At 69.7% G+C, this 25,217-nt stretch carries 29 protein-coding genes; 8 read left to right on the top strand and 21 right to left on the bottom strand.

Going from position 1 to position 25,217, the window contains the following annotated elements; translation table 11 throughout:
• Positions 1 to 17: 17 nt before the first annotated feature.
• Positions 18 to 389, top strand: a complete 372-nt coding sequence (locus GTO19_RS21055) for a helix-turn-helix transcriptional regulator (RefSeq protein WP_291024578.1) — start codon at positions 18 to 20, stop codon at positions 387 to 389.
• A complete protein-coding gene (locus GTO19_RS21060; RefSeq protein WP_291024581.1) occupies positions 386 to 826 on the top strand; it encodes an SRPBCC domain-containing protein in 441 nt (146 codons plus the stop codon). Before GTO19_RS21055 ends, GTO19_RS21060 begins: the two co-directional genes overlap by 4 nt.
• Before the next feature lie 55 nt (positions 827 to 881).
• Here the strand turns inward: GTO19_RS21060 and GTO19_RS21065 are convergent, their stop codons facing one another.
• From GTO19_RS21065 to GTO19_RS21100, 8 genes are all read right to left on the bottom strand, one after another.
• Complete coding sequence (locus GTO19_RS21065; protein ID WP_291024583.1) at positions 882 to 2,402, bottom strand: tripartite tricarboxylate transporter permease; 1,521 nt, start codon at positions 2,400 to 2,402, stop codon at positions 882 to 884.
• A 1-nt stretch (position 2,403) separates the two neighbouring features.
• Complete coding sequence (locus GTO19_RS21070; protein WP_291024586.1) at positions 2,404 to 2,850, bottom strand: tripartite tricarboxylate transporter TctB family protein; 447 nt, start codon at positions 2,848 to 2,850, stop codon at positions 2,404 to 2,406.
• 58 nt (positions 2,851 to 2,908) lie between these two features.
• Positions 2,909 to 3,895: a tripartite tricarboxylate transporter substrate binding protein gene (locus GTO19_RS21075; protein WP_291024589.1), complete on the bottom strand. Its 987-nt coding sequence runs from the start codon at positions 3,893 to 3,895 to the stop codon at positions 2,909 to 2,911.
• 110 nt (positions 3,896 to 4,005) lie between these two features.
• A complete protein-coding gene (locus GTO19_RS21080) occupies positions 4,006 to 5,430 on the bottom strand; it encodes a sensor histidine kinase (RefSeq protein WP_291024591.1) in 1,425 nt (474 codons plus the stop codon).
• Positions 5,427 to 6,095, bottom strand: a complete 669-nt coding sequence (locus tag GTO19_RS21085; protein WP_291024593.1) for a response regulator — start codon at positions 6,093 to 6,095, stop codon at positions 5,427 to 5,429. The genes GTO19_RS21080 and GTO19_RS21085 overlap by 4 nt, the downstream gene beginning before the upstream one ends.
• A gap of 20 nt (positions 6,096 to 6,115) precedes the next feature.
• Entirely contained in the window at positions 6,116 to 6,919 is an 804-nt protein-coding gene (locus tag GTO19_RS21090; RefSeq protein WP_291024595.1) for an amidohydrolase, read from the bottom strand.
• Positions 6,916 to 7,923, bottom strand: a complete 1,008-nt coding sequence (locus GTO19_RS21095) for a tripartite tricarboxylate transporter substrate binding protein (protein WP_291024598.1) — start codon at positions 7,921 to 7,923, stop codon at positions 6,916 to 6,918. The genes GTO19_RS21090 and GTO19_RS21095 overlap by 4 nt, the downstream gene beginning before the upstream one ends.
• A gap of 10 nt (positions 7,924 to 7,933) precedes the next feature.
• On the bottom strand, positions 7,934 to 8,674 hold the full coding sequence (locus tag GTO19_RS21100; protein ID WP_291024600.1) for a GntR family transcriptional regulator: 741 nt from the start codon (positions 8,672 to 8,674) through the stop codon (positions 7,934 to 7,936).
• Positions 8,675 to 8,810: 136 nt separating this feature from the next.
• On the opposite strand from GTO19_RS21100, the gene GTO19_RS21105 reads away from it, so the two are divergent.
• Entirely contained in the window at positions 8,811 to 9,119 is a 309-nt protein-coding gene (locus GTO19_RS21105; RefSeq protein ID WP_291024602.1) for a nucleotidyltransferase domain-containing protein, read from the top strand.
• The gene (locus tag GTO19_RS21110) at positions 9,109 to 9,453 is read left to right on the top strand and encodes a HepT-like ribonuclease domain-containing protein (RefSeq protein WP_291024604.1); all 345 of its coding nucleotides are present in this window, start codon (positions 9,109 to 9,111) and stop codon (positions 9,451 to 9,453) included. The genes GTO19_RS21105 and GTO19_RS21110 overlap by 11 nt, the downstream gene beginning before the upstream one ends.
• Positions 9,454 to 9,494: 41 nt before the next feature.
• On the opposite strand, the gene GTO19_RS21115 is transcribed toward GTO19_RS21110, so the two are convergent.
• Genes GTO19_RS21115 through GTO19_RS21135 form a run of 5 tightly spaced genes read right to left on the bottom strand, consistent with a single transcriptional unit; the run spans position 9,495 to position 14,431 of the window.
• Positions 9,495 to 10,400 (bottom strand): EamA family transporter, encoded by a 906-nt coding sequence (locus tag GTO19_RS21115; protein ID WP_291024606.1) that lies wholly within the window; start codon positions 10,398 to 10,400, stop codon positions 9,495 to 9,497.
• The gene (locus GTO19_RS21120) at positions 10,397 to 11,368 is read right to left on the bottom strand and encodes an SDR family oxidoreductase (protein WP_291024608.1); all 972 of its coding nucleotides are present in this window, start codon (positions 11,366 to 11,368) and stop codon (positions 10,397 to 10,399) included. The genes GTO19_RS21115 and GTO19_RS21120 overlap by 4 nt, the downstream gene beginning before the upstream one ends.
• Positions 11,369 to 11,375: 7 nt before the next feature.
• Positions 11,376 to 12,302 (bottom strand): bile acid:sodium symporter family protein, encoded by a 927-nt coding sequence (locus GTO19_RS21125; RefSeq protein WP_291024610.1) that lies wholly within the window; start codon positions 12,300 to 12,302, stop codon positions 11,376 to 11,378.
• 18 nt (positions 12,303 to 12,320) lie between these two features.
• Complete coding sequence (locus GTO19_RS21130; protein WP_291024612.1) at positions 12,321 to 13,634, bottom strand: NAD(P)-binding domain-containing protein; 1,314 nt, start codon at positions 13,632 to 13,634, stop codon at positions 12,321 to 12,323.
• A complete protein-coding gene (locus GTO19_RS21135; RefSeq protein WP_291024614.1) occupies positions 13,631 to 14,431 on the bottom strand; it encodes an SDR family oxidoreductase in 801 nt (266 codons plus the stop codon). The genes GTO19_RS21130 and GTO19_RS21135 overlap by 4 nt, the downstream gene beginning before the upstream one ends.
• A 94-nt stretch (positions 14,432 to 14,525) precedes the next feature.
• Between GTO19_RS21135 and GTO19_RS21140 the strand changes: the two genes are divergently transcribed.
• Positions 14,526 to 15,287: an IclR family transcriptional regulator gene (locus tag GTO19_RS21140; protein ID WP_291024616.1), complete on the top strand. Its 762-nt coding sequence runs from the start codon at positions 14,526 to 14,528 to the stop codon at positions 15,285 to 15,287.
• A gap of 13 nt (positions 15,288 to 15,300) precedes the next feature.
• Here the strand turns inward: GTO19_RS21140 and GTO19_RS21145 are convergent, their stop codons facing one another.
• A complete protein-coding gene (locus tag GTO19_RS21145) occupies positions 15,301 to 15,861 on the bottom strand; it encodes a MarR family winged helix-turn-helix transcriptional regulator (RefSeq protein ID WP_291024618.1) in 561 nt (186 codons plus the stop codon).
• Positions 15,862 to 15,871: 10 nt separating this feature from the next.
• Entirely contained in the window at positions 15,872 to 17,062 is a 1,191-nt protein-coding gene (locus tag GTO19_RS21150; protein ID WP_291024620.1) for an epoxide hydrolase family protein, read from the bottom strand.
• Between the two features lie 147 nt (positions 17,063 to 17,209).
• Between GTO19_RS21150 and gloA the strand changes: the two genes are divergently transcribed.
• Together gloA and GTO19_RS21160 are read left to right on the top strand one after the other, a co-directional pair.
• The gene (gene gloA, locus GTO19_RS21155; protein WP_291024621.1) at positions 17,210 to 17,647 is read left to right on the top strand and encodes a lactoylglutathione lyase; all 438 of its coding nucleotides are present in this window, start codon (positions 17,210 to 17,212) and stop codon (positions 17,645 to 17,647) included.
• A 9-nt stretch (positions 17,648 to 17,656) separates the two neighbouring features.
• Positions 17,657 to 18,268, top strand: a complete 612-nt coding sequence (locus tag GTO19_RS21160; protein WP_291024624.1) for a glutathione S-transferase N-terminal domain-containing protein — start codon at positions 17,657 to 17,659, stop codon at positions 18,266 to 18,268.
• Positions 18,269 to 18,300: 32 nt separating this feature from the next.
• Here the strand turns inward: GTO19_RS21160 and GTO19_RS21165 are convergent, their stop codons facing one another.
• The 5 genes from GTO19_RS21165 to GTO19_RS21185 all read right to left on the bottom strand — a co-directional run bounded on the left by GTO19_RS21165 (position 18,301) and on the right by GTO19_RS21185 (position 23,515).
• The gene (locus GTO19_RS21165; RefSeq protein WP_291024626.1) at positions 18,301 to 19,026 is read right to left on the bottom strand and encodes a dienelactone hydrolase family protein; all 726 of its coding nucleotides are present in this window, start codon (positions 19,024 to 19,026) and stop codon (positions 18,301 to 18,303) included.
• Positions 19,027 to 19,036: 10 nt separating this feature from the next.
• A complete protein-coding gene (locus GTO19_RS21170; RefSeq protein WP_365964946.1) occupies positions 19,037 to 20,029 on the bottom strand; it encodes a PDR/VanB family oxidoreductase in 993 nt (330 codons plus the stop codon).
• The gene (locus GTO19_RS21175; protein ID WP_291024629.1) at positions 20,016 to 21,101 is read right to left on the bottom strand and encodes an aromatic ring-hydroxylating dioxygenase subunit alpha; all 1,086 of its coding nucleotides are present in this window, start codon (positions 21,099 to 21,101) and stop codon (positions 20,016 to 20,018) included. The genes GTO19_RS21170 and GTO19_RS21175 overlap by 14 nt, the downstream gene beginning before the upstream one ends.
• 26 nt (positions 21,102 to 21,127) lie before the next feature.
• Positions 21,128 to 22,168, bottom strand: a complete 1,041-nt coding sequence (locus GTO19_RS21180) for a TRAP transporter substrate-binding protein (RefSeq protein ID WP_291024632.1) — start codon at positions 22,166 to 22,168, stop codon at positions 21,128 to 21,130.
• Positions 22,169 to 22,294: 126 nt separating this feature from the next.
• Positions 22,295 to 23,515, bottom strand: a complete 1,221-nt coding sequence (locus GTO19_RS21185; protein ID WP_291024634.1) for an FAD-dependent monooxygenase — start codon at positions 23,513 to 23,515, stop codon at positions 22,295 to 22,297.
• 89 nt (positions 23,516 to 23,604) lie between these two features.
• Between GTO19_RS21185 and GTO19_RS21190 the strand changes: the two genes are divergently transcribed.
• A complete protein-coding gene (locus GTO19_RS21190) occupies positions 23,605 to 24,519 on the top strand; it encodes a LysR family transcriptional regulator (protein ID WP_291024637.1) in 915 nt (304 codons plus the stop codon).
• A gap of 22 nt (positions 24,520 to 24,541) precedes the next feature.
• Here GTO19_RS21190 and GTO19_RS21195 read toward each other — a convergent pair whose 3' ends face one another.
• Positions 24,542 to 25,156: an NAD(P)H-dependent oxidoreductase gene (locus GTO19_RS21195; protein ID WP_291024638.1), complete on the bottom strand. Its 615-nt coding sequence runs from the start codon at positions 25,154 to 25,156 to the stop codon at positions 24,542 to 24,544.
• Positions 25,157 to 25,217: the final 61 nt, after the last annotated feature.

The raw sequence follows: 25,217 nt of genomic DNA on the forward strand, positions 1-25,217 counted from the left end.
TTCACCAAAATGGGTGAATGAGCAAAACGCCACCGAGCGGCCAGCTGGATGACGTGTTCGTGGCACTGGCCGACGAAACCCGCCGAGCGATCCTGGCGCGGCTGTCCGCGGGCGAAGCGCGGGTGACCGAGGTGGCCGCGCCGTTCGACATCTCGCTGAACTCCGTCTCCAAGCACATCCGCATCCTGGAGCGTGCGGGCCTCGTGACGCGCAGGCGTTCGGGGCGCGACCATTACCTGAGCCTGGATCCCCGACCATTGACCGAGGCCTCGGACTGGTTGCAGTCGCGCCAGCGGTTCTGGGCGGGCCGGGTGCAGCGGCTTCAGGCGCTGCTCGACGAAGAGGATGCGAGTCCGCGAAAGCCACCCTCAGGAGTCCGACGACCATGAAGAACGAAGAACCGATCGAAGTCAAAGTCCATCACCGGTTTCGGCAGCCGGCCGAGCGCGTGTTCGACGCCTGGCTCGACGTGCGCCTGGCGCGTCAGTTCCTGTTTTCAACGGACACCGGCGAAATGGTCCGATGCGACATCGATCCCCGCGTGGGTGGTCGATTTGTGCTGACAGACAGGCGGCCCGACGGCGATGTCGAGCACACCGGCGAGTACCTGGTCATCGAGCGCCCGCGCAGGCTGGTGTTCACATTCGGCATACCGGCGGCATCACCGACCTTCGACATCGTGACCATCGAGATCACCCCAGCGGTCGATGGCGGCTGCACACTGCAGCTGACAGCCGAAATGAAGCCCGAGTGGAAAGACTACGCCGATCGCGCACGCGAGGGGTGGGGGAAGATCCTGGCCAGCCTGGAAAGCGCACTCGCTTGAAGGATGGCTGGCTGCACGCCGCCCCGTTTGGTGAGATCCATCCGGGGCATCCGTCTCAGGACCGGGCCGCCGAACGCAGGTCGGGATGCCTGCGGCGCCTGGACAGACGCAGCCCCAAAGGCACCACCAGCATCAACGCGGCAGCGGTCCACAGTCCGATGGCGATCGGGCTCTCCACCAGGATGCCCGGCTCGCCGTTGCTGATGGAGAGCGCGCGGCGCAGGTTCTGCTCCATCATGTCGCCGAGCACGAAGCCCAGGATCAGCGGGGCCATGGGCACGCCCTGCTGGCGCAGCAGGTAGGCGGCCAGGCCCAGAACGGTCATGAGCACCAGGTCGAACGTGGTGGCGTGCACGGCGTACACGCCCACGCTGCTGACGGCCACGATGCCTGGCACCAGCAGCCAGTTGGGCACGCTCAGCACCTTGGTGAACACGCCCACCAGCGGGATGTTGAGCACCAGCAGGATGAGGTTGGCCAGGAACAGCGAGGCGATCAGGCCCCACACCAGGTCGGGCTGCTGGCTGAACAGGGCCGGGCCGGGCGTGATGTTGTAGAGCGAGAGCGCACCGACCATCACCGCCGTGGTGCCCGAGCCCGGCACGCCCAGCGTCAGCATGGGCACGAAGGAGCCGGTGGCGGCCGAGTTGTTGGCCGCTTCGGGCGCGGCGACGCCGCGAATGTCGCCCTTGCCGAAGCTGCCGTCGGTGTCGGTCAGCCGCTTTTCCATGGTGTAGGTCATGGCGCTGGCGATGGTGGCGCCAGCCCCCGGCAGCACACCGACCACAAAACCCACCACGCTGGAGCGCACGGTGCCCCACCAGGTGTGGGCCAGTTCCTTCAGGTTGAACAGCATGCGGCCGGTCTGCGTCACCTGGCCGGCGCTGCCGTGGTGCTGCTGCACCATCAGCAGCAGCTCGCTGATGGAGAACACGCCGATGACCACCACCACGAACTGGATGCCGTCGGACAGGTGGATGTCGCCTCCGGTGAAGCGGTAGACACCGGAGTTGGAATCCAGGCCCACGCAGGACATGGACAGGCCGATGAGGGCGGCCAGACCGGCCTTGACCGGCGCGTCGCCCATGAGTCCGGCGATGCAGGCGAAGGCGAAGCACATGAGCGCGAAGTACTCGGCGGGCCCGAAGGACAGCGCCCAGCTCGCCAGCAGCGGCGCGAACAGCACGATGCCGAGGGTGGCGATGAACGAGCCCACGAACGAGCTCCAGGCCGAGATGGACAAGGCCACGCCGCCCAGGCCCTGGCGCGCCATGGGGTAGCCGTCGAGTGCGGTCATGATGGCGCCCGCATCCCCCGGCACGTTGAGCAGGATGGACGAGATGCGCCCGCCGTACTCGCAGCCAATGTAGACCGCGGCCAGCAGGATGAGCGAGGTCTCGGGCGGCAGCTTCATGGCGAAGGCCAGCGGCATGAGGATGGCCACGCCGTTGATGGGACCCAGGCCGGGCAGCAGGCCGACGACGGTGCCGATGAAGCAGCCGAGCGCGGCGATGAGCAGGTTGGTCGGGCTCAGCGCGACGCCGAAGCCCGCCACGAGGTGCTGAAGGATGTCCATGTCAGGCCCCGGCGAGCAAGCTGGCCAGCGGGCCGGCGGGCAGCACCACGTCCAGCAGCTTGTCGAACAGCAGGTAGAGCGCCAGGCCGAGCGCGGCGCCCCCGGTCAGCGCCTGCTTCCAGCTGCCGCCAAAGGCCACGCCCACGGGCACGGCCATCAAGGCCGTGGCGAGCGGGAAACCCAGCCACTGGAACAGCAGCGCATAGACCAGCACGGAGGCCGCGCACCAGGCGGTGGGCTTCCAGGGCACACCGCGGAAGGCGGCGGCCCCGGCACCGGGACGCAGCACCAGCCACAGGCCCGACAGGCCCAGGCCGCCCGCCAGCAGCAGCGGAAACGCGCGCGGGCCGACGGGTTCGTAGGAGATGGCGGCGGCGTAGTCTTGCGCGGCCCAGGCCATGGCGGCGGACGCGACAACACACACCGCGCCGAGGACGCGGTCACTCATGGGCGACTCCAGTGGGAAAACGGAGAGCGGGCCACCGCACAGGGCGGCCCTGCCGGGATCACTTGGCGGGCACGACGTTCAGGCCGAACTCTTCGGCCAAGGTGCGGTAGCCCGCCACCTGCTTCTTGACGTAGGCGTCCAGCGGCGCGCCCGTCAGCGCCAGGGGGAAGAGGCCGCGTTCGTTGCGCAGCTTGTCGTAGGCCGGCGTGGCCATCAGCTTGTTGAAGGTCTCGACCCACACCTGGTAGTCGGCGTCGCTGACCTTGGGGCCGACGTAGAAGCCGCGCACGATGGGCCAGTTCACGTCGTAGCCCTGCTCGGTGGCGGTGGGGATGTTGGCCATGTCGCCGGCCAGGCGCTTGTCGTTCATCACCGCCAGGATGCGCACCTTGGCGCCGGCCTTGATCTGCTGCTGGGCCTCGGCCGCGTCGCCGGTGAAGACGTGGATGTGGCCACCCTGCAGCGCGGTCAGTGCCTCGCCACCGCCTTCAAAGGCCACGTAGCGCATGGTCTTGGGGTTCACGCCACCGGCGCGCGCGGTCAGCGCGGCCTTCATCCAGTCCTGGCTGCCCACGGTGCCGCCAGCGCCCAGCACCACCTTGGTCGGGTCGGCCTTCATGGCGGCCATCACGTCCTTGAGGGTCTTGTAGGGCGAGTTCTCGGCCACCACCACGGCGCCGTAGTCGGTGCCGATGGCGGCGAGCCAGCGCACGTCGTTCTCGGTGTAGCGGCCGAACTTGCCCTGCGCCAGGTTGAGCAGCGAGCCGCCGGAGAAGGCGATGATGGTGTTGGCCGCGTCGGGCTTTTGCGCGATGACGGTGTTGTAGGCCACCGCGCCAATGCCACCGGGCATGTAGGTCACGCGCATCGGGTCGGCGATGAACTTGCCGTCCTGCAGCGCGCTCTGCACCAGCTTGCAGGTGAGGTCGAAGCCGCCGCCGGGTTTGGCGGGGGCGATGCACTCGGTCTTGTCGAGCGGGTTGGCGAAGGCGGTCAGGGCAGAGGCCGCGATGGTGGCGGCGACGAGCTGGTGGGCCAGTGTCATGAAGTGTCTCCTCGGTGGGTGGAACGCTCGCAACAGAGCCGCTGCGATGAGGCACTGTAGAAACCGGGCACTTTCAAGGCGCTTTCAGTCTTTCGCCCAAAACCCGAGGGTTAACCCGGGAACGGTGCGCGCGCCGGCGGCGCGGGAAACCGCAGCGCGACGGCCAGCCCACGGCCCTCGGGCCCTGCGCTCACCCGCATCTGGCCGCCGTGCCGCTGGGCCACGGTGCGCACGATGGCCAGGCCGAGGCCGGAGCCCGGCAGGGCGCCGCCACGGCCGCGGAAGAAACGCTCGCCGGCGCGCGCCAGTTCGTCGGGCGGCAGGCCCGGGCCATCGTCCACCACGGCCAGCTGCACAGCGCCATCGGGTTCGCCGCGCAGGACGAGCGTGACGTGGCAGCCCGCACCCCCGTGGCGGATGGCGTTGTGCAGCAGGTTGGCCACGGCCTCGCGCAGCAGCTCGGGCTCGCCGCTGAGCGGCAGCGGGTGCTCGGGCGCGTCCAGGCCCAGATCGACGCCCTGTTCACGCGCCGGGCCCCACCAGTGGCGCACCAGGGCTTCGGCCAGCGCCACGGCGTCGAAGGGCTGGCGCTGTGGCGGCGCGCTGTCGGCGCGCGCCAGCGACAGCATCTGGTTGGTCTGGCGGATGGTTTCGTCCAGTTGCTCGCGGATGGTCTCCAGCACCTGGCGCTGCGCGGCCGGGTCGACCTCGCGCTGCGCATAGGCCACCTGCGTGGCCAGCGTGGTCAGCGGCGTGCGCAACTGGTGCGACGCGTCGTCAACGAAGCGGCGGCGCGCCTCGGTCTGTTCGCGGTGGCGTTCGATGTGGTGGTTGATGGCCTGCACCAGCGGCCGCACCTCGGCCGGTGCGCCGGTGTCGTCCACCGGGGTCAGGTCCTGGGGGTCGCGCGCGTCCACTTCCTGGCGCAGCCGGTCCAGCGGGCGCATGGCCCAGGCGATGGCCAGGGCCAGCAGGCCGGTGGCGGCCAGCATCAGCAGCACGTCGCGCGCCAGGGACTGCAGGATCAGCGCACGCCGGAAATCGTTGCGGGCTTCCAGCGTTTCGGCCACCTGGATGAACACGCGCTGGGGCCCGGCGTGTCCGGCCAGCGGCGGGTTCAGCTCGCGCGCGTAGCTGCCGACGCGCACCGCCTGGCCCAGGTACTCGCCTTCGTGGAACTGTGGTTGACCGGTCTCGAGCGGCTGTGGCGGGGCGGGCAGGTCGGCGCTGCCGATCTCGACCAGGCCGTCTTCGGTGGCCACGCGATAGAACACCTGGCCCTGCGCGGTGAGCTCGAAGAACTCGAGCATGCGGTAGGGCAGCTCCACACCGATGCCGCCGCTGGCGGTGGAGATGCTCGAATCGATGGACTTGACTGCGCCCAGCAGCGAGCGGTCGTAGGCGGCATCGGCCGCCTCGCTGGCGGTGCGCCAACCCAGCCAGAGCTCGCCCGCGATGACCGCGCCCAGGCCGGGCAGGAGCAGCACCAGCAGGGAGCGGCGGATGCTGGCGCGGGCCCAGCCGAGCGCGGTCACGGCGTGTGTTCGAGCTGGTAGCCCAGCCCGCGCAAGGTGGCGATGCGCACGGGCGAGGCCTCCAGCCGCTTGCGCAAGCGGTGGATCAGCACCTCGATGGCTTCGGGGTGCACGTCCTGCTCGTCGGAGAACACGCGCTCCAGCAGCTCGCGCTTGGACAGCGGCTCGCCCGGGTGCTGGATGAGCGCGCGCAGCACCGCGTGTTCGCGCGGCGTGAGGCTCAGCACCTCGTGCTGCAGGCGGAACTGCCGCGACGCGCTGTCGTAGCTCAGCGGTCCGCAGGCAAAGCGCGGATGCTCCTGCCCGCGCGCGCGGCGGATGAGCGCGATCAGGCGCGCTTCGAGCTCGGCCACGTCGAAGGGCTTGGCCAGGAAATCGTCGGCGCCGCCGTGCAGGCAGCTCACCCGCTCCATGAGCGAGTCGCGCGCGGTGAGGATGAGCACCGGCAGGCGCTCATCGGCCTCGCGCAGGTCGGACAGGACGTCGTGCCCGCCCAGGCCCGGCAGGCCCAGGTCGAGGATGAGCGCGTCGTACCGGGTGGCCTTCAAGCTGCGCCGCACCAGGCGGCCATCGTTCACCCAGTCGACCTGCCAGTCGTTCTGGCCCAGGGCCTTGACCAGCCAGGTGCCCAGATCGGTCTCGTCTTCGGCGAGCAGGATGCGCATGGCGCGAGTCTCGTCCTTGCTCAGGCGTAGAGCAAGGCGCCGGCCGCGCGCACGGCGGCGGCGCGGTCCTCGCCCAGCGCCTGCACCACGGGGTGCCAGACACTGGCGTAAGGCGGCAGGTCATCAGGGGCGAAAGCGGTGTGCGGCCAGTCGGACCCCCAGACCAGGCGCTCGCCCAGGGTCTGCGCCACGCGCCGGATGGGGGCGTGCAGCGCGCCGTAGGGTGCGCTGGCCTGCAGCCGGTACCAGCCCGAGAGCTTGACCCAGGCGCCCTGCCCGGCCAGGCGCTGCAAGGCGCTCCATGCGGGGGCGGCGTCGTCGATGCCGGCGTGCAGGCCGGCGAGGTGGTCGAGCACGGCGGTGAGGCCACTGCCCTCGTGCAGCTCGGCGATGGTGGCGAGCTGGTCGTGGCGGGCGTACCACTGCACGTGCCAGCCGCGCGCCTTCAGCCGCGGCGCGAGCGCACGGAAGGCTTCGGGGCCGTTGCCCACGGGCGAGACCAGGTTGAAGCGCACGCCGCGCACGCCCAGTTCGTGCATGGCGTCGAGCTCGGCGTCGCTCACCGCGGCGTCCACCACGGCCACGCCGCGGTGCCGGCCCGGCTCGCGGGCCAGCGCACGCAGGATCAGGCGGTTGTCGGTGCCGTAGACGCTGGGCTGCACCAGCACGAGGTGGCCCACACCCAGCGGCACCGCTGTCTGTTCGATCCCGGCCAGGTCGCGCAGCACCGGCCGGTAGTGACCGGCCTGCGCCGGGTGCTCAGGGTCGAACACGTGCACATGGCAATCCCAGCCGCTGGGAACGGTGCCGGGGCGCGCGCTCATCCGGCGGTGATCTTGCGTTCCTTGATCACCTTGGCCCACAGCGCCTGCTGGGCCGCGATGAACTTGCCGGCGCTCTGCTGGCTGGCGTCGGCGAACACGTCGCCGCCGAGCTGGCGGATGCGGCCCAGCACCTCGGCGTCTTCCAGCGCCCGGCGAATGCCGGCCACCAGCGTGGCCTTGGTATCGGCCGGCAGGCCGGCCGGCGCCAGCACGGGGTTCCACTCCAGCACCTCGTAGCCCGCCACGCCGGCTTCGGCCATGGTGGGCACCTCGGGCAGGGAACGGGCGCGCAAGGCACTCGTGACGGCCAGCGGGCGCAAGCGCCCCGACTGGATGTGGCCCAGCGAGGACGCCACGTTGGCGAAGAACAGCGGCACCTGGCCGCCGATCACGTCATTCATGGCCGGACCGCCGCCGCGGTAGGCCACGTGGGTCAGGCTCACACCCGCCCGTTGCTCGAACAGGGCCCCGGCCAGGTGCTGGGCCGAGCCCGTGCCCGAGGACGCGTAGTTCAGCGGCCCGGCTTTCGCCAGGCGGATCACGTCTTTCACGCTCTTCGCTTCGAAGCCGGGCGTGCACACCAGCACGTTGGGAAAGGTGGCGAGCACGGCCAGGGGCGTGAACGCCGTGGCGGTGTCGTAGGGCAGCTTGGGAAAAAGCGACGGGTTGACCGCGAAGGACGAGGCGTCCAGCAACAGCACGCTGCCGTCGGCGGCGGCGCGCGCCACGTGGCCGGCGGCCAGCTGGCCGCTGGCACCGGCCTTGTTCTCCACCACCACCGTCTGGCCCAGTGCGGCTTCCAGCTTGGGGGCCAGGATGCGGGCCATGAGGTCGGCGCCGCCGCCGGGCGGGTAGGACACAACCAGCGCAATCGGCTTGCCGCCGGCGATCTTGCCTTGCGCCCGGGCGCCGACCCATGGCGCAGCCAGCACAGCGCCTGCCGAGGCGATCAGGTGGCGGCGCGAGGGCATCCAGCCATGGGACGGCGTGTTCGGGTGGGCCATGGTGTTTCCTTCAGGTGATGTTGACGGTGTAGTGGAAGGCGTGGGCGTCGCCGCGCGTGGTGCGCCGTTCGACGCAGCGACCCGACAGGTCGTAGGCCGAGCGCTGCACCTGCGCGCAGGGGTGCCCGGCGGGCAGACCCAGGTGTCGGGCCTGCGCGGCGCTGAGCTGGCCGAAGCCGATGTCGTCGAGCGCGCGGTGGATGTGCACCTGCACCTTGCGGGCGAACATGGGGTAGAGCAGGTCGTCCCAGGTGGCGAGGTCGTCGTCGGCCAGCGGCTCGAACAGGTCCAGCGGCAGCCAGAGTTCTTCGAACAGGCAGGGTTGTTCGCCCATGAGGCGCAGGCGGTGCAGGCGCAGCACCGGTTCACCGGCACCGATGCCCAGCGCGCGCGAGACCGCCGCGGGCGCGTTGACGCGGCTGCGCTGCAGGATGCGGGAGGCCGGGACCTCGCCGGTGCCGCTGTCGAAGCGGAAGAAGCGCAGCATGGAGGCACCGGCCAGCCCCTGGCGAACGAAGGTGCCGCGGCCGTGGATGCGTTCGATGAAGCCTTGCTCCACCAGCAGTTCCAGCGCGCGCCGCATGGTGCCCAGGGCCACGCCGTGTTCCCTGGCGAGCTGGCTTTCGGCCGGCAGGGCCGAACCGGGCGACCATTCGCCAGCCACCACGCGCGCGCGCAGGGCCTGCGCCAGCGAGGCGTAGCGGCTGAGGCCGGGCTCGGCGGCGGTGACGAGGTGCAGGCTGGTGTTCATGTACTGAACCCTAGTCCTCTATAGGACTAGAGCCATCAGTGCAAACCCTTGGGTCCGGCGGGCCTTGCGGGTCGACAGCGCGATTGAGACTGGGCAGCGCCTTCGCGGTGGTGGCCCCGCCGCTACACTGGCGCGCATGCACGCCGCCATCGCCAAGCACCGCGCCGCCATCGCCGCCATCTGCCGGCGTTACCGCATTCGCCGGCTGGAGGTGGTGGGCTCGGCCGCCCGGGGCGATGACTTCGATCCCGACACGAGTGACGCGGACTTTCTGGTGGAATACGCGGCAGATGCGCAGCCGGGACTGCACACGTACTTTGGCGCCAAGGCCGAGCTGGAGCAGTTGCTGGGCCGCGAGGTGGACCTGATTGAACCCGGCGCGGTGCGCAATCCCTATGTCCTGGCGGGGTTCAACGAGCACCGGGAAGCGGTCTATGCAGCGTGACCCGCGCGCGTTCCTGTGGGATGTGAGGGAAGCGGCTCGGGCCATTCAAGGCTTCACGCAAGGCATGGACGCCAATGCGTATGCCAGCCATGCCATGGCCCAGGCCGCGGTCGAGCGCAAGTTCGAAGTCATTGGCGAGGCACTCAACCAATTGGCCAAACTGGATCCTTCAATGGCCAGCCGCATCCCGGACCTGCCAAAGATCGTGGCCTTTCGAAATCAACTCATCCACGGTTACGCGCTGTTGAACGTCGGCACCGTCTGGAACATCGTGCAGAACGCGCTGCCCGGCTTGCTATCGACGGTCGAGGCTCTGCTGGCCTTGGAGGATTGAACGGTCGATGAGGTCAGCCACCGGCACGCCCCAAGGACCCTTCATCGCCCCCACCATTTGGGCGCCCTCACCTGGTTGACCACCAGCCCCACCAACACCGCCCCGGTTCCCACCCACTGCAGCCCCAGCGGCGCCTCGCCATACGCCACCCACGCCGCCCACAGCCCCACCACCGGCACCAGCAGCGAGAACGGCGTGACGCGCGTGGCGGCGTGGCGTTGCAGCAGGCGCGTCCACAGGCTGTAGGCCAGCAGCGTGGCGCCCAGGGCCAGGTACAGCACCGCGAACCAGGCGCCCGGGCCCATGCCGGTGAGTTGCCGCTGCACGCTCGCGGGGCCGTCGGTGGCCAGCGCGATCAGTGCGAACGGCAGGATGGGGAACACGCTGCTCCACACCACGAAGGGGAAAGGCTCGTAGCGCTCGATCTGGCTGGCGCGGCGCGCCACGATGTTCGACAGCGCCCACATGGCCGCGGCCGATAGCGTGAGCACGAAGCCCGCCAGCGTCATCTGGCCCGGCCCTTCACCGTGCGCGGACGCAATCATCAGCAGCCCCGCCAACGCCACGCCCAGGCCCAGCCACTGGTTCGCGCGCACGCGTTCGCCCAACAGCGGTACCGCCAGCAGCAGCGTGAAGAAGGCCTGGGTCTGCATCACCACCGAGGCCATGCCGGCCGTCATGCCCAGTTGCAGTCCGAGGAACAGGAAGCCGAACTGGCCCAGGCCCTGCACGAGCCCGTAGCCCGCGATGAAGCGCCAGGGCAGTGGCGGCGGCCGCACGAACAGCAGAAAGGGCAGTGAAGCCGCCGCGAAGCGCAGCGCGCCCAGCAGCATGGGGCTGATGCTTTGCAGGCCCAGCTTCATCACCACGAAGTTCAGGCCCCAGATCACGACCACGGCCAACGCGCGCAGCGCGTCGCCGCGCGAGAACGGGGTGGACTCGCTCACAGCGGGCGCCCTTGCGCGCGCCGCGCGGCCACGAAGGCCTCGAAGGCCTCGGCGCTGGTCTTCTTCGGCACGTAGCCGAGGCGCTCCTTCAGCGCGGTGTTGAGCAGCACCGGCCGGTAGCGCAGGAAGTCGATCTGCTCGGGCCCGTAGCGGGAGACGCCGAGCGCGCGCCCCACGGCCAGCGCGGCGCGCAGCAGGCCGGCGGGCAACACGCGCGGCCGCTTGCCCAGGCGCGCGGCGATCTCGTGGATGGTGAGCGCGCCGTCGCCCGCGAGGTTGTAGCAACCGGGCGGGCCATGGCCATCGAGCGCGTGAAGCAGCGCACCGATCACGTCTTCGTCCCAGATGAAGACGAAGGGGCTGTCGCTGCCGGCGATGGCGATGGGGCGCGGCTTCTCGAAGAGCGCGGTGATCTGGTTGTCCACGCGCTCGCCGAGGATGGTGCCGATGCGCAGCACGGTTTGCGCGAGCTGCGGGTGGTGGCGACGCGCCTCGGCCAGCATCTCTTCCACCAGGCGCTTGTGGTGCGCGTAGGCGAAGGCCTCGTGGCCGCGCAGCGGCTGCTCCTCGGTCATCCAGGCCGGGTTGTCGGCGTGGTAGCCGTAGGCCGCGCCGCTGGAGGAGACGACGAGGTGCCGCACACCGTGCGCCAGGCAGGCGGTGAGCACGTTGCGCGTGCCGCCCACGTCCACCGCGTACTCCAGCTCGCGCGTGGAGCCCTTGCCGGGGGTGACGATGGAGGCCAGGTGCACCACGGTGTCGATGCCGTGCTCGGCCAGCACGGCGCCCATGCCGTGATCGCGCACATCCAGCACGCGGTAGACGACCCCGGCGTGTTGCCGCGCGGCTTCGACGGCGCGCACGTCCGTGGCGACCAGGAAGGTGTCGGGCCGCTGCGCGAGCGCGGCGACGAGCCCACGGCCGAGGAAGCCATCGGCGCCGGTGACGAGGATGCGCCTGGCTCTCATTCGGCCCTCATGCCTTGGCCTGCCCCGGCACGCCGCCCTGCAACGGCCGCCTGCCCCACCAGCCCGCCAGCAGCATGCCGGCGATGATGTCCCAGAAGCCCCAGACCCCGGCCACCACGGCCATGCCGCCCAGGCCGCCGAAGAAGCTGAAGATCAGCACCAGGCCCAGGCCCGCGTTGCGGATGCCGACCTCGATGGACAGGGCGCGCCGGTCGTAGTCGGGCAGGCCCACGGCGCGCGCGCTGAGCCAGCCGATGCCGAAGGCCAGCGCATCGTGGATGGCCACGGCCACGATGACCAGGCCCACGTAGTCGAGGAAGTAGCGCCAGTTGCCCGCGATGGCGCCGACGATGAAGCCGATGAGCGCGAGGAAGCTGAGGATGCGCACCGGCGTCTTGAAGCGCGCGGTGAGCGCGGGGAAGCGGTGCGCCACCCACAGCCCCAATGCGAACGGTATGCCGATGATGAGCAGGATGTGGCCCACCATCTGCACCGGGTCGAGCGCAATGGTCTTGAGCAGCGCCGCGGCCGTGGGGTGGATGCCGCCCCAGAAGGCGAAGTTGAGCGGCATGGCGACGATGGCGATGGCGTTGGACACGGCCGTCATCGACACGCTCAGGGCCACGTTGCCGTTGGCGCGGTGGGTGAGGATGTTGCTCACGTTGCCCGGCGGGCAGCAGGCCACCAGGATCATGCCCAGCGCGATGCTCGGCCCCACGCCCAGCAGCAGCGTGAGCGCGTAGGTGATGGCGGGCAGGAAGAGGAACTGCGCCACCACCCCCACGGCGAACGCCAGCGGCATGCGGGCCACGCGCTTGAAGTCGTCGAGGCGCGTGTCCAGCGAGATGCCGAACATCAGGAAGGCCAGCACCGCGTTGAGCACGGCGAGCGAGGCGGGGTTGAAGTTCAGGCGGATCTCGTCGATGGGCAGCATGCGGTGTCTCCTCGCGGCTTAGTCGAATGCCCTTGCGGCCTCACGCACGGCCTTGCGGTAGGTGTCCTTGTGCACGTAATAGGCCATGCGCTCAAGCTTGAGGTAGCGGTAGCCGCCCGAGAGGTCCGGCGGCGGGCCGGCCTTGGCGGCCTTGAGTGCCGTGGCCTGCGGCGCGCCCGCGTCCAGCGCCTTGAGGTAGCGCGCCACCAGTTCGGCCTGTTCGTAGCGGCCCTGCCAGCCCAGGCCGCTGGCCTCCACCATGCCCAGCACGGCGAGGCGGTCGAAGCGCGGCGCGAAGATGTTGAGGTAGAGGCTCGGCGCCATGCCTTGCCAGTTGAGCAGGGCGTGGTTGATGAAGGGGAAGTGCAGCTTGTAGCCGGTGGCCGTGAGGATGAGGTCGTAGTCGCGCGCGCTGCCGTCCTTGAAGTGCACGGTGTGGCCTTCCAGGCGCGCGATGTCGGGACGCACGCCCACATCGCCATGACCGATGTGGTACAGGATGAGCGAGTTCACCACGGGGTGCGACTCGTACATGCGGTAGTCGGGCTTGGGGAAGCCGAAGCGCACCGGATCGCCCGTGAACCATTGGAGGATGGTGCTGTCGATGCGCTGCTTGAGCCAAGGCGGCAGTTTGAGCTTGCCGCCCACCGAATCGGCGGGCTTGCCGAACACGTACTTGGGCACGAAGTAGTAGCCGCGCCGCACCGAGATGTCGATGCTCCTGGCGTGGTGCACGGCGTCGACCGCGATGTCGCAGCCCGAGTTGCCCGCGCCGACGATGAGCACGCGCTTGCCCGTGAGCTGCGTGGCCGACTTGTATGACGAGGTGTGCCAGATCTCGCCGTCGAACTGCCCTTCGAAGCGTGGCAGGTTGGGCTCGGCCAGCGTGCCGTTGGCGATGACCACGCCCTTGTAGACCGCGGTCTCGGGCGCGGCCTCGCCGGTCTGCGTGGTGAGGCGCCAGAGCGTGTCGGGCGCCTCCGACACCGGCTCGGCCTTGAGCACCCGCGTGTGGAAGCGGTAGTGCTGGCGCAGGCCGAAGTGGTCGGCGAAGGCGCGAAAGTAGTCGAGCAGTTCGCGGTGGCTGGGGTAGTCGGCCATCGCCTCGCCCATGGGGAATTCGAGGAACTCCGTCATGCGCTTGCTGGAGATGAGGTGCGCCGATTCGTACACCGTGGAGCGCGGGTTGTTGATGTTCCACAGGCCACCGACGTCGCCGTGCGCTTCGAAGCCCTGGAAGGCGATGCCGTTCTTCTGCAGGCAGCGCGCGCCGGCCAGGCCGGACGGCCCGGCACCGATGAGGGCGATCTGTTGTTCGGTGGATGTGCTCATTTCAAACCGGGGATGTCGGTGAAGCCGGGTTCACCCGCGCGCGGCTTGCGCGGCTGGCCCAGCAGGATGCGGTCGTGCAGTTTCTCGGGCAGCAGGTCCAGCGCGCGCGACAACCAGCCGATGCGCCGCGGCAGCACGATGCGCTCGGTGCCCTTGTCCACACCCGCGAGCAAGCGGCGCGCGGCCTCGTCGGGCTCCAGCAGGCCCGGCATGGTGAAGCGGTTGCCGGCGGTGAGTGCGGTGCGCAGGTAGCCCGGGCTCACCGTGTGCACGGTGATGGACGAGTGCCGCAGTTCGGCGCGCAGGCTCTGCAGGTAGGTGATGAGGCCGGCCTTGCTGGCGCAGTACGCGCCGTTGCCCGGCAGGCCGCGCCAGCCCGCGATGCTGGCCACGCCCACCAGCGCGGCGGGGCGGCCGGCGGCCTTCATGGCCGGCAGGAAGGGCGAGAAGGTGGTGGCCACGCCGAGCAGGTTGATCTCCAGCATGCGGCGCATGACGCGCAGGTCGTCGGGCTCGGCGGTGTCGAAGCCGCCGGCCACGCCCGCGTTGGCGACGACGAGGTCCGGTGCGCCGAAGCGCGCGAGCCAGTCGCGGCCGATGGCGGCCATCGCCTCGGCCTCGCTCACGTCGGGCGTGTAGGCGACGCAGCGGCCAGGCGCGAGCGCGGCGAGCTCGTCGAGCACCGCGCGGTTCAGGCCCACCAGGGCCACGCGCGCGCCGCCCGCGATGAGCCGGCGCGCCAGCGCCTGGCCGAAGCCGCCGCAGGCGCCGGTGAGCACGGCGTTGTGGAATCGCAAGACCCGGGTCTCCTCTGGTGTGTTGCCGGCGACTGTAGGTGGCGCCTACACTTCGTCTCGAAATCTTTTATTGATTTGTCTCGGAATTCGAGACATGGACGATCCCACCTCTCCCAGCAGCCCGGGCCTGCGCCTGATGGACCTGATCGAGCACCTGGTGCGCGAAGGCCGGCCCCTGGCCCTGCCCGAGGTGGTGGCCAGCACCGGCTGGCCCAAGCCCACGGTGCACCGCATGCTGCAGCAACTGGAGCAAGGCGATTGGCTGCAACGCGAGCCCGATGGCCGTCGCTACGCATTGGCGCCGCGCCTGTTGCGCCTGGGCGAAGGCGCGCTGGGCGCGAGCACGCAACACGGCGTGCGCCACGCGGTGCTGCGCCAGCTGGTGAGCGAACTCGGCGAGAGCTGCAACCTCACCGCCCTGTCGGGCGCCGAGGTGGTCTACCTGGACCGCGTGGAGTCGGCGTTTCCCTTGCGGCTGGAGCTGCGCCCGGGCACGCGCGTGCCGCTGCACTGCTCGGCCAGCGGCAAGCTGTTCCTGGCGCACCTGGGCGCGGCGCGGCGCCAGGCATTGCTCGACGGGCTGACGCTGAGCCGGCACACCGCGACCACGCTCACGCGGCGCGAGGCGCTGGAGACCGAGCTCGCCACCATTCGCCGCCAGGGCCATGCCTTCGACGCGGAGGAGTTCGTCGATGGACTGGTGTGCATCGCGGTGCCGGTGCGCACGCCGGGTGATCGCGAGTTGCGTTGCGCGCTCGCGCTGCAGGCGCCGTCGGCGCGCGTGCCGCTGGCGCGGCTGCCGCAGTTCCTGCCGCGCCTGGCGCATGCGGCGCAGGCCCTGGCGCGCACGCTGTAAGCGCGGCGCCTGTTCAGCGCAACAGGGTGTTCTTGCTGCGGCTGCGGGCCTTGGTGGTGGCCGCCGCCGTGGATCCCGGGTCGAACTCGTTGACGTAAGGAATCTTCGCGGTGGTCCGCTGCAGCAGGTCCACCAGGGTTTCCACTTCGTCGGCGCTCAGGTCCGACAGCAGGCGGCGCTCGCGCTCCAGCGCCACCTGGATGATGCGGTCGTGCATCTCATAGCCCAGGGGCGTGAGGCTCAGCAGCTTGCGGCGCTGGTTGCTCGGGTCCTCGGCCACGGCCAGGTAGCCCTTCTCCTCCAGCCGGCGCGACTCGCGGCTCACCGAGGCCTTGTCCAGGCCGATGACCTGCGTGATGCGCGCCGGCGTGATGTCGGGTTCGATCGCCACCATGGCCATCACGCGCCATTCGATGATGCCGATGCCGAAGCGCTTGAGGTACAGCCGCGACGCGCCGCTGGACAGCTTGTTCGCCAGGACCGTATAGAAGTAGGTGACGTAGTGCGCGAGGTTGAGCACCTCGCGCTTCTTCCGGCCCTGTTCCGCGGCGGCCTTTTTCCCCGACGTTGCCATTCAATGGTCCCTAGCTTGGATGCGACAGGGGCGTACTGTACAAGCTGCGCCCCGCCTCGCTGTGCACTCCCAGGCTGTCCGCGAACGCGCGGATGTCCTCGCTCAGCAGATCGGGCGCCTCGTAGCCAGGGAAGTGCCCCCCGCGCGGCAGCTCGGTCCAGCGCGTGACGCGGTAGGCCTTCTCCACCAGGCTGCGCGGCGGCAGAACGAACATCGGGTCGCGCGTGGCCGCCAGCGCCACCGGCACCTCCACGCGCTGGCCACCGGGGTAGCCCGGCGGGCCTTCGGTCGCCAGGCCACGGTAGATCCACGTGGCCGTGGCCGCCGTGCCGGTGACGAGGTAGAGCATCACGTTGCGCAGCAACTGGTCGGCGCGCGCGGGTGCCTGGAAGACCGCCGACTTGTCGGCCTCGGCCGGGTCACCCCAGGCGGCGAACTTCTCCAGCATCCAGGCCAGCAGGCCCACGGGGTTGTCGTTGAGCAGGTAGCCGGCGGTCAGGGGGCGCGAGGTCTGCAGGCGGAAGTAGGCGCCGTCGTCCTCGAAGCGCTCGCGGAAGGCGCCCAGCCACTGCTGCTCCTCGGGGGCGCTGGCAGCGCCCGCCACGAAGCGTGGGCTCACCATGGTCATGTGCACGCCGGCGCAGGCCTGCGGGTGATCGAAGCCGAGCCAGCCCGCGAGGATGGAGCCCCAGTCGGCGCCGTGCGCGAGGTAGCGCGGATACGCCAGCACCTCGGTCATCAGCGCGTGCATCAGGCCGGCCATGGCGCGCGGGCCCATCAGCTTCGCGGGCGTGTCGGAATGCCCCGCCCCGGGCAAGGAGGCAATCACCACGTCGTGACCGGCCGCCACAAGGCGATCGGCCACCTCGAGGTACTCGAGGTAACAGCCCGGCCAGCCGTGCATCAGCAACACGGGCAGGCGCTCGTTGCTCTGGGCGGCACGCTGGTGAACGAAGTGCAGGCGCAGATCGCCCACGCGCGCCTGGAAGTGCGGGCGCTCGTTGAGCTTCGCCTCTTCCAGGCGCCAGTTGAAGCCGTCGCGCCAGCGTTGCACCAGGTAGCGCATCGTCTCGGGGTCGGCGCCCAGCGCCCAGCCGGCGCCTTCGGGCGTGCGCGGCCAGCGGTACTCGGCCACCTGGTGTGCGATGCGGCTGAGCGTGTGTTCGTCGGTGCGGTGCTGGAACGGGACGGCTTCGGCCATTCATGTCTCCTGATCAAGGTGTTGGCGGTTGGCGAATTTCTTCGCATAATGTTGCCACCTCAACGTTGGCATTGCAACACAATAGAGGTTCAACCCCACCACGTGGAAGGCGCCTTCAAGGCCGTTCCACCCAGACAGGAGACACGCATGAGCCAGACCGGAACCACTCAGGGCCACCAGCCCAACCACCGCGTGATGCACACCATGATCCGCGTGAAGGACATGGACGCTTCGCTGGACTTCTACACACGCCTCATGGGCATGAAGCTGCTGCGCCGCAAGGACTACCCCGAGGGCCGTTTCTCGCTGGCCTTCGTGGGCTATGGCGCCGAGATCGACCATGCCGTGATCGAGCTCACCCACAACTGGGACCAGGACAAGCCCTATGAATTGGGAGGCGGCTACGGCCACATCGCCATCGCGGTGGACGACATCTACGCCACCTGCGCGGACCTCAAGGCCAAGGGCGCGAACATCATTCGTGAAGCCGGGCCGATGAAGAACGACACCCTGCACCTGGCCTTCGTGCAGGACCCGGACGGCTACAAGATCGAGCTCATCGATTCCAAGACCGTGGCGGGCTGAGGAGCGGGCGTGATCACCTTCTACACCTACCCCGGCCCCAACAGCCGCAAGGCGCAGATCATGCTGGAGGAATCCGGCGAGGCCTACGACACGCGCAAGATCGACATCGCCAAGGGCGAGCAGTTCGACCCGGCCTTCCTCGCGATCTCGCCGAACAACAAGATCCCCGCCATCGTGGACCACACGCCGCAAGGCGACGTGCCGGTGTTCGAGACCGCCGCCATCCTTGTCTACCTGGCCGAGAAAAGCGGCAAGCTGCTGCCCGCCTCCGGCGCGAAGCGGGCCGACGTGCTGGCCTGGCTGGTGTGGGGCACGGGCTCGGTGGGCGGCACGCTGCCGCAACTGCACCACTACGCGGACCTGCCCGAGAAGGTGCCCGGCACGGTGGAGCGTTTCGCCACCGAGGCGGTGCGCCTGTTCAAGGTGCTGGAGCGGCGCCTGCAGAAGAACGAGTACATCTGTGGCGACTACTCGATCGCGGACATTCCCACCTTCTGTTCGGCGGCGGGCTGGTTGCAGCGTGTGAAGCAGTTGTCGGGCGGCCAGCTCGGCGACACACCGGCGATCGATCGCTGGCTCAAGGCCGTGGCCGCGCGGCCGGCGGTTCAGCGCGTGGGCTGAACGAAGCGGCGGGCGCCTGTCGCCCGCCCTTCTCAGAGGCGGCGCCCGAAGAGATCGAACAGGCGTTGCCAATGGCGTTCGGCACTCGCGTGCTCGTAGGCGCCGCTGCGCGACGGAAACACGAAGCCGTGCTGCGCGCCCGGGTACCACTCCAGCTGGAACGGCGCGCCGCTGGCCTGCAGCTCACGCTCCAGCACGGCCATGTCCGCGGTGGACGCCCACTTGTCCACCTCGGCGCAGGCCACGTAGGCCTCGCAGCGCAAACGCGCGGCGGCGCGGTGCGGCGAATCGGTGCGCTCCGTCACCATGTTGGCCCCATGGATGGAGGCGATGGCGGCGATCCGCTCCGGGAATTCGGTGGCGGCGGCGAACACGAAAGGCCCGCTCATGCAATAGCCCAGCGCACCCACGCGGCGCGCATCGGCGGTGGGGTGCGTGTCCAGGAAGTCGAGCATCGCCCGTGTGTCCCGGTTGACGAGATCGATGCGCAGGCGTCCCATCATGGCGCGCATCTCGTTCATGCCCTCCTCACCCGCCTTCATGACGAAGCGCCGCGTCTCGCGGTAGTAGAGGTTGGGCAGCAGCACCAGGTAGCCTTTGGCCGCGAGGCGGCGCGCCATCTCGTGCAACTCCTCGCGCACGCCGAAGGCGTCCATGTAGAACAGCACCACGGGGTGGGGGCCGCTGCCGCCGGGCGACACCACGCGGGTGTTCATCGCGCCGTCGGCGGTGGGGATGTCGAGGTCGGTTTCGGTCATCGGATGGGGGTCAGAGGTCCAGCACCAGCTCGGGCGACTTCGCGCGCGAGCAGCACAGGGTCATGCAGTCGTTGCGGGCGTGTTCGCTCGCGTCCAGGAAGCTGTCTCGGTGGTCCGGCACCCCGGCCAGCACGGGCGTGAGACAGGTGCCGCACACGCCCTGCTCGCAAGACAGCGGAACGTCCACGCCAGCGTCAAGCAGCACCTCGTGAATGGCCTGGCCCGGGGTGATGGTGAAGCGCCGGCCGCTGCGGGCCAGCACCACGTCGAAGGCCTGTTCGCCGTCGACGCTGGCCACCGGTGCGGCAGCGAACCGCTCCACGCACACCTGGTCGCCGCGCCAGCCATGCGCGGACGCGAAGGCCGTGATGTCGTCGATGTAGCCCGTGGGGCCGCAGACGTACAGGCGCGCCTCGGGATCGGGCGTGGCCAGCAGCGGAGGCAGCTCCAGCCGATTCGCGCCGGGCCCCGCGCTGAAGTGGAAGCGCACGCGGTCGGCGTACGCCGCGGCGGCGAGCTGCGCGCGAAACGCCGCCTGCTCGGGCGAGCGCGCGCTGTAGTGCAGTTCGAAGGCTTCGCCGCGCGCGTGCAGCGCCTCGGCCATGGACAGCAGCGGCGTGATGCCGATGCCCGCGCCGAACAGCAGCGAACGCCGCGCCGGCACCATGGGGAACAGGTTGCGCGGCAGGCCGATGCCGACGACGCTGCCTTCGTGCACTTCGTCGTGCATGGCGATGGAGCCGCCGCGCGAGTCGGCCTTGCGTTGCACGCCCAGCACGTAGCGGTCGCGCTCGTGCGGCGCGTTGCACAGCGAGTACTGGCGCACCAGGCCATCGCGCAGGAAGACGTCCACGTGCGCGCCGGCCGTGAAGGCGGGCAGCTCCGCGCCATCGGGTGAGCGCAACTCGAAGGCGGCCACGCCCCCGGCTTCCATCGATTTGCGCGCCACGCGCAACTGCAGGGCCTGCATGCCGTTGCCGCTCACGCCCTCAGACCTGGGCAAGCGCCGAGCCCTGGGCCTTCTCCAGCGCGCGTGCCTCGTTCTGGCGCGCCTCGGCCTCGGCCATGCGCCGCACGATGCGCCGCAGCTGCACGCGCGTCGCATCGGAGACGATGTCCACCAGACCGCCGTCACCCAGCTCGTCGAGCCGCGCCTGCTGGCCTTCGCAGATCAGCTTGTCTTCCAGGAAGGCCTCGGAGATGTGGTCCATCAGCGCGGCCGTGGCGGCCTCGTCCTCGGGCCGGTAGCCATTGGCCGGAGCGTAGAAGTAGAAGCAGGTGTTCTCGGTCTCGGGCGTGAGGCCGTGGAAGATGCGCAGCGAGAAGCCGCCGCTGCGGTTGCCGTTCTCGCGCGCACCGGTGCCGGCGTCCACCGCGCCGCTCCACTGCAGCACGTTGCTCGGCGGCGAGAACTCGAACTCCTGCCAGCGGTCCACGCGGCCTTTGAACGGCACGGCCGCCAGGTAGGTGGGTGGCGGCACCGAGTCGAGCATCCATCGAACGTACTTGATGCTGTCGTCCGTCTTGGTCACGTCCATCAGCGCCTCGACGTGCGTGAGCGGGTTGCCGCCGATGGTGGAGCCGTGCACATAGCCCAGGTGGGTCAGGTCCATCAGGTTGTCCACCATGAGCATGTAGCCCGCCTTGATGTGATAGAAGCCCTGGTGGTGGGGCCAGTGCGCGTGGTCGTCGTTGAACGGGTAGTCGACGATCAGCGACTCGTCGGCGAGTTCGGGGTCGCCCATCCAGATCCAGATGAACTCGTTCTTCTCCACCACCGGGTAGGCGCGCACCTTGGCGCGCGCGGGAATCTTGTCCTGCCCCGGGATGTGCACGCAGCGGCCCGCGCAGTCGTGCACCACGCCGTGGTAGCCGCACTGCAGGCCGGCCTGCACCACCACGCCCATGGAAAGCGGCGCGGCGCGGTGGCAGCACTTGTCCTCCAGCGCGGCGATCTTCTTCGTCTGCTGGTCACGGAACAGCACCACGGGCTGGTTGCAGATGCGCCGGGCGAAGGGTTTGTCGGTGACTTCGCTGCCCCAGGCGGCGATGTACCAGGTGTTCAGGATGAACATGGGGGTTCCTTTCTCTCGTCTGTCCGTCAGGTCTTGGAGTACTTCGCGATCAGCGACCTGGCCGTGGCCAGCAGCTTCTGGCCGTCGTAGCCACGCCGGTTCATGTCGGCCACCCACTCGTCCTTCACCGGGCCCGCGAGCTTGATGAACTCCTCGGCCTCGGCTTTGGGAATCGTGTAGATGGGGTTGCCGCGGTCCATCACGGCCTTGCGGCCAATCGCGTCGCTCGACTGCGTGACGGTTCCGAACTGGGCCGAGGTGTCGATGCCCGAGTTGTTGTCGATCACCTTCTTCAGGTCCGGCGGCAGCGACTCGTACTTGGCGCGGTTCATGGCCATGACGAAGGTGCCGGTGTAGAAGGCCGGCACGTCGTCGGCGAACTCGGTGGAGAACTTGGTGAGCTCATGCACCTTCACCGAGGGCACCACGTCCCAGGCCGTGGCCACCCCCTGGATCGTTCCCTTGGAGAGCGCGTCGGGAATGCCCGGCAGCGGCATGCCCACCGGCACCGCCCCGTAAATGGCGAGCTGGCGCGTGATCAGCCGCGTGGGCGCGCGCAGCTTCATGCCCTTGAGGTCGGCGACGGTCTTGATCTGCTGCGTGGAGTGGAAGGAGCCGCGGCCGTGCACGTGCAGCGCCAGCACCTTGGTGTCCTTGAACTCGTCGGGCGCCTGGGTCTGGATGTACTCCCAGTAGGCGCGCGAGGTGGCGCCGGCCTCGGTCATCATGAAGGGCAGCTCGAACACCTCGCCCCGCACGAAGCGGCCCGGCGTGTAGCCCGGCAAGGTCCAGACGATGTCGGCCACGCCGTCGCGCGCCTGGTCGTAGAGCTGGGGCGGCGTGCCGCCGAGTTGCATGGCCGGATAGCCCTCGAACTTGATTCGGCCGCCCGATTCCTTCTCCACCTTCTCCATCCACGGCTTCAGCATGATCGTCCAGACGTTGGACGTGGGCGCCATGAAGGTGTGGAAGCGCAGGCTCACGGCCTGCTGGGCGAAGCTGTTGAGCATGGGGCCGGCCACCGCCACGGCGGCACCGGTCTTGAGAAGGCTGCGTCGCTGGATCATGTCTGTCTCCTGTTGTCTGAACGGGCTGTCGTGGGTGCAGCGGGCGCCGCACATCCCCTGCCGGGTCATTGCTTTTCTGGATTTATGTTCCTACTGCAACGTTGACGTTGCAACATGTCGATTCCCCTATTGACAGATCGAACCGGCAGGAGCACACGCGCGAGCGGCGTCGTAGGAGAACAGCCAGTCGTAGCGCCGGTTCACCTGCTCCGGCGTCCACTCGCGATCCACGTAGGCGGCGGCGCCTTCGGCGTGGGCGAGTTCGGGGTTGTGGAAGCGCCTCGCGTTGTCGGCCGAGCCACGCACGATGCGCGCGGTGCGCTCCTGGCGCAGCGATTCGTAACGCCGGAAGGCACTCGCCGGGTCGTGTACCGAGGCGGCGAGGCAGTGCGCCAGCACCACGCCGTCCTCGATGGCCATCATCGCTCCCTGCGCGAGGAAAGGCAGCGTGGGGTGGCAGGCGTCGCCCAGCAGCGTGGCGCGGCCCTTGCTCCACACCGGCATGGGCTCGCGGCCCAGCAGCGCCCACTGGTAGGGCTGGTCGATGGCGCGGATGATGCGCTGCACGTCCTCGTGCCAGCCCGCGAAGTCCTTCAGGCAGTCCTCGACCCGCCCCCGGCTGTTCCAGGATTCGTGCGTCCAGTCGCTGCGCTCGACCACGCCGACGAAGTTGATGAGTTCACCGCGGCGCACGGGGTAGGTGATGACGTGCGCGCCCGGCCCGACCCAGTTGGTGCCCACGGGCGCCGACAGGTGCTCGGGCAGGTCCTTGGCCGACACCAGGCCGCGCCAGGCCATGCAGCCCGTGAACCAGGGCGTGCCGGCACCGAACATGCGCGCGCGGCAGGCCGAGTGGATGCCGTCGGCGCCGATCAGCGCATCGAACGCCAGCGGCTCCGCGCCCTCGAACCCCAGCCACACGCGCTCGTCGCGTTCGTGGTGCCCCCGCACCGCCGTCCCCAAGCGGATGGCCTCGGGCTTGAGCGCGCGCACGGCCTGCGCCAGCACGCCATGCAGGTCGGCGCGGTGCAGCATCAGGTAGGGAAACCCGTAGCGCTCGACCGAGCGTTCGCCGAGGTCGAACAGGGTCCAGCGCTGGCCCGTGCTCCACAGGCGGATCTGCTTGCCCGCCGGCACGCTGGCCACCGCGCGCAAGGGCGCCTCCAGGCCGAGCTCGAACAGGCAGCGCGTGCCGTTGGCGCTCATCTGGATGCCCGCGCCCACCTCGCCGAATCGCGTGGCCTGCTCGAACACCTCGACGTCGACGCCCGCGCGCAGCAGCGCCAGCGCCGCCGTCAGACCGCCGATGCCTGCACCGACCACCGCCACCTTTGTTGCCTTCGCCATGCGCGCCTTTCCTTGAACAGGGCGCCATTGGAGCGAAAGGCATTCGACAAGTGAAGTTTGACTATCTCATCAACTAATATGCATGGCTTATGAATCTGAGCCTGCGCCAGCTGGAAGCCTTCGTTGCCATCGCACGCTGGCGCAACCTCACGCGCGCGGCGGATCAGATCCACATCACCCAGGCCGGCCTGAGCCTGATGCTGCGCGACATGGAGGCCCAGCTCGACTGCCGGCTGTTCGAGCGCACCACGCGGTCCGTCTCGCTGACGGAGGGCGGCGCGCGCCTGCTGCCGCTGGCGGAGCGCACGCTGCGCGACTTCACCGAGGTGGCGGGCCAGCTGGGCCAACTCTCGGCCGAGGCCGCGCGCACCGTGAGCGTGGCCGCCACGCCGCTGGTGGCGGCCGACGTGCTGCCGCAGGTGTGCCGCGAGCTGGCGCGCACCCACCCCGACATCCGCGTGGTGGTGAAGGACGTGGACCGCCGCCAGATCCAGGCGATGGTGGAGCGCGGCGAGGTGGACGTGGGGGTGGGCGTGCTGCTGCGCGAATCACCCGCCACCACGCGCGAGCTGCTGCTGCGTCTGCCGCTGGTGGCCGTGGGCGCGCGTGGTGCGCTGGCAGCGTCGCTCAATGCGCGCGGCACCGTGAGCTGGTCCGCGCTGCGCGCGCTGCCCCTGCTCGCTCTGCCCCCGGACAACGCCATCCAGCAGCTCGTGGACGAGCGGCTGGCGCCCGCGCCACCGCGCGAGCACCGCCCGGTCTTCGCGAACCTGCACACGCTGATCGCCATGGCCGAGGCCGGGGTGGGCGTGGCGGTGCTGCCGGCCTTCGTGGCCAGCACCTGCCGTCGCTACGCGGTGGACGTGCACCGCATGGGCCAGCCGGTGGTGGCGATGGAATTCTTCTCGATCGCGCGGCGCGGCGCGGTGCTCACGCCCGCCGCCGCGCCGCTCTTGCAGGCGCTCACGCAGCACCTGGACCGGTCGGTCTCCGGCGCCGCTTGAGCGGATCGCGCGATGGGCGCGTTCAGGCCGTCACCGGCTCCAGCAGCGAGTCGATGGCCGACTCGGCGCTGCGCAGGCCTTGGGCGCGCGGCTCGTCACCCATGTTCAAGCCTTCGGCGAAGACGAAGCGCACGTCCGTCATGCCCAGGAAACCGAGGAAGTTGCGCACGTAAGGCGTCTGCGTGTCGTGCGGCTGGCCCTGGTAGAGGCCGCCGCGCGCGGCGAACACCACGACCTGTTTGCCCTTGACCAGGCCCTCGGGGCCGGAGGCGGTGTAGCGGAAGGTCACACCCGCACGGGCGATGTGATCGAAGTAGGCCTTCAGCGTGGAAGGGATGCCGAAGTTGTAGAGCGGCAGGCCGAGCGCAACGACGTCGGCGCTCTGCAGCTCATCGATCAGCGCGTCCGACTCGGCCACCAGGGCCTGCTGCTCGGGCGTGCGTTGCTCGGCCGGCGTGGAGAAGGCGCCGACGCGCGCCAGGTCCAGGTGTGGCACGGGGTTCTGCGCCAGGTCGCGCACGACCACGCGGCCCTCGGGATGGGCGGCTTGCCAGGCGGCGACGTAGCGGTCGGCCAGGCGGTTGGATTGGCTGTTGCCGAGCAACAGGCTGGAGCGGATGAGGAGCAGGGTTTTCATGGCGGGGTTCCTTGTGGCGATGCATCATTGAAACATCGACTCATTGAATGAAAAAGCGCAA

Origin of the sequence: Hydrogenophaga sp. (assembly GCF_011772445.1) — a bacterium.
GTDB lineage: Bacteria > Pseudomonadota > Gammaproteobacteria > Burkholderiales > Burkholderiaceae_C > Hydrogenophaga.

Excerpts from the sequence above, each read along its gene's own strand:
- GTO19_RS21055 (WP_291024578.1), top strand. The coding sequence starts at position 18 with ATGAGCAAAACGCCACCGAGCGGCCAGCTGGATGACGTGTTCGTGGCA.
- GTO19_RS21060 (WP_291024581.1), top strand. The coding sequence starts at position 386 with ATGAAGAACGAAGAACCGATCGAAGTCAAAGTCCATCACCGGTTTCGG.
- GTO19_RS21065 (WP_291024583.1), bottom strand. The coding sequence starts at position 2,402 with ATGGACATCCTTCAGCACCTCGTGGCGGGCTTCGGCGTCGCGCTGAGC.
- GTO19_RS21070 (WP_291024586.1), bottom strand. The coding sequence starts at position 2,850 with ATGAGTGACCGCGTCCTCGGCGCGGTGTGTGTTGTCGCGTCCGCCGCC.
- GTO19_RS21075 (WP_291024589.1), bottom strand. The coding sequence starts at position 3,895 with ATGACACTGGCCCACCAGCTCGTCGCCGCCACCATCGCGGCCTCTGCC.
- GTO19_RS21085 (WP_291024593.1), bottom strand. The coding sequence starts at position 6,095 with ATGCGCATCCTGCTCGCCGAAGACGAGACCGATCTGGGCACCTGGCTG.
- GTO19_RS21090 (WP_291024595.1), bottom strand. The coding sequence starts at position 6,919 with ATGAGCGCGCGCCCCGGCACCGTTCCCAGCGGCTGGGATTGCCATGTG.
- GTO19_RS21095 (WP_291024598.1), bottom strand. The coding sequence starts at position 7,923 with ATGGCCCACCCGAACACGCCGTCCCATGGCTGGATGCCCTCGCGCCGC.
- GTO19_RS21100 (WP_291024600.1), bottom strand. The coding sequence starts at position 8,674 with ATGAACACCAGCCTGCACCTCGTCACCGCCGCCGAGCCCGGCCTCAGC.
- GTO19_RS21105 (WP_291024602.1), top strand. The coding sequence starts at position 8,811 with ATGCACGCCGCCATCGCCAAGCACCGCGCCGCCATCGCCGCCATCTGC.
- GTO19_RS21110 (WP_291024604.1), top strand. The coding sequence starts at position 9,109 with ATGCAGCGTGACCCGCGCGCGTTCCTGTGGGATGTGAGGGAAGCGGCT.
- GTO19_RS21120 (WP_291024608.1), bottom strand. The coding sequence starts at position 11,368 with ATGAGAGCCAGGCGCATCCTCGTCACCGGCGCCGATGGCTTCCTCGGC.
- GTO19_RS21125 (WP_291024610.1), bottom strand. The coding sequence starts at position 12,302 with ATGCTGCCCATCGACGAGATCCGCCTGAACTTCAACCCCGCCTCGCTC.
- GTO19_RS21130 (WP_291024612.1), bottom strand. The coding sequence starts at position 13,634 with ATGAGCACATCCACCGAACAACAGATCGCCCTCATCGGTGCCGGGCCG.
- GTO19_RS21140 (WP_291024616.1), top strand. The coding sequence starts at position 14,526 with ATGGACGATCCCACCTCTCCCAGCAGCCCGGGCCTGCGCCTGATGGAC.
- GTO19_RS21145 (WP_291024618.1), bottom strand. The coding sequence starts at position 15,861 with ATGGCAACGTCGGGGAAAAAGGCCGCCGCGGAACAGGGCCGGAAGAAG.
- GTO19_RS21150 (WP_291024620.1), bottom strand. The coding sequence starts at position 17,062 with ATGGCCGAAGCCGTCCCGTTCCAGCACCGCACCGACGAACACACGCTC.
- gloA (WP_291024621.1), top strand. The coding sequence starts at position 17,210 with ATGAGCCAGACCGGAACCACTCAGGGCCACCAGCCCAACCACCGCGTG.
- GTO19_RS21165 (WP_291024626.1), bottom strand. The coding sequence starts at position 19,026 with ATGACCGAAACCGACCTCGACATCCCCACCGCCGACGGCGCGATGAAC.
- GTO19_RS21175 (WP_291024629.1), bottom strand. The coding sequence starts at position 21,101 with ATGTTCATCCTGAACACCTGGTACATCGCCGCCTGGGGCAGCGAAGTC.
- GTO19_RS21180 (WP_291024632.1), bottom strand. The coding sequence starts at position 22,168 with ATGATCCAGCGACGCAGCCTTCTCAAGACCGGTGCCGCCGTGGCGGTG.
- GTO19_RS21185 (WP_291024634.1), bottom strand. The coding sequence starts at position 23,515 with ATGGCGAAGGCAACAAAGGTGGCGGTGGTCGGTGCAGGCATCGGCGGT.
- GTO19_RS21190 (WP_291024637.1), top strand. The coding sequence starts at position 23,605 with ATGAATCTGAGCCTGCGCCAGCTGGAAGCCTTCGTTGCCATCGCACGC.
- GTO19_RS21195 (WP_291024638.1), bottom strand. The coding sequence starts at position 25,156 with ATGAAAACCCTGCTCCTCATCCGCTCCAGCCTGTTGCTCGGCAACAGC.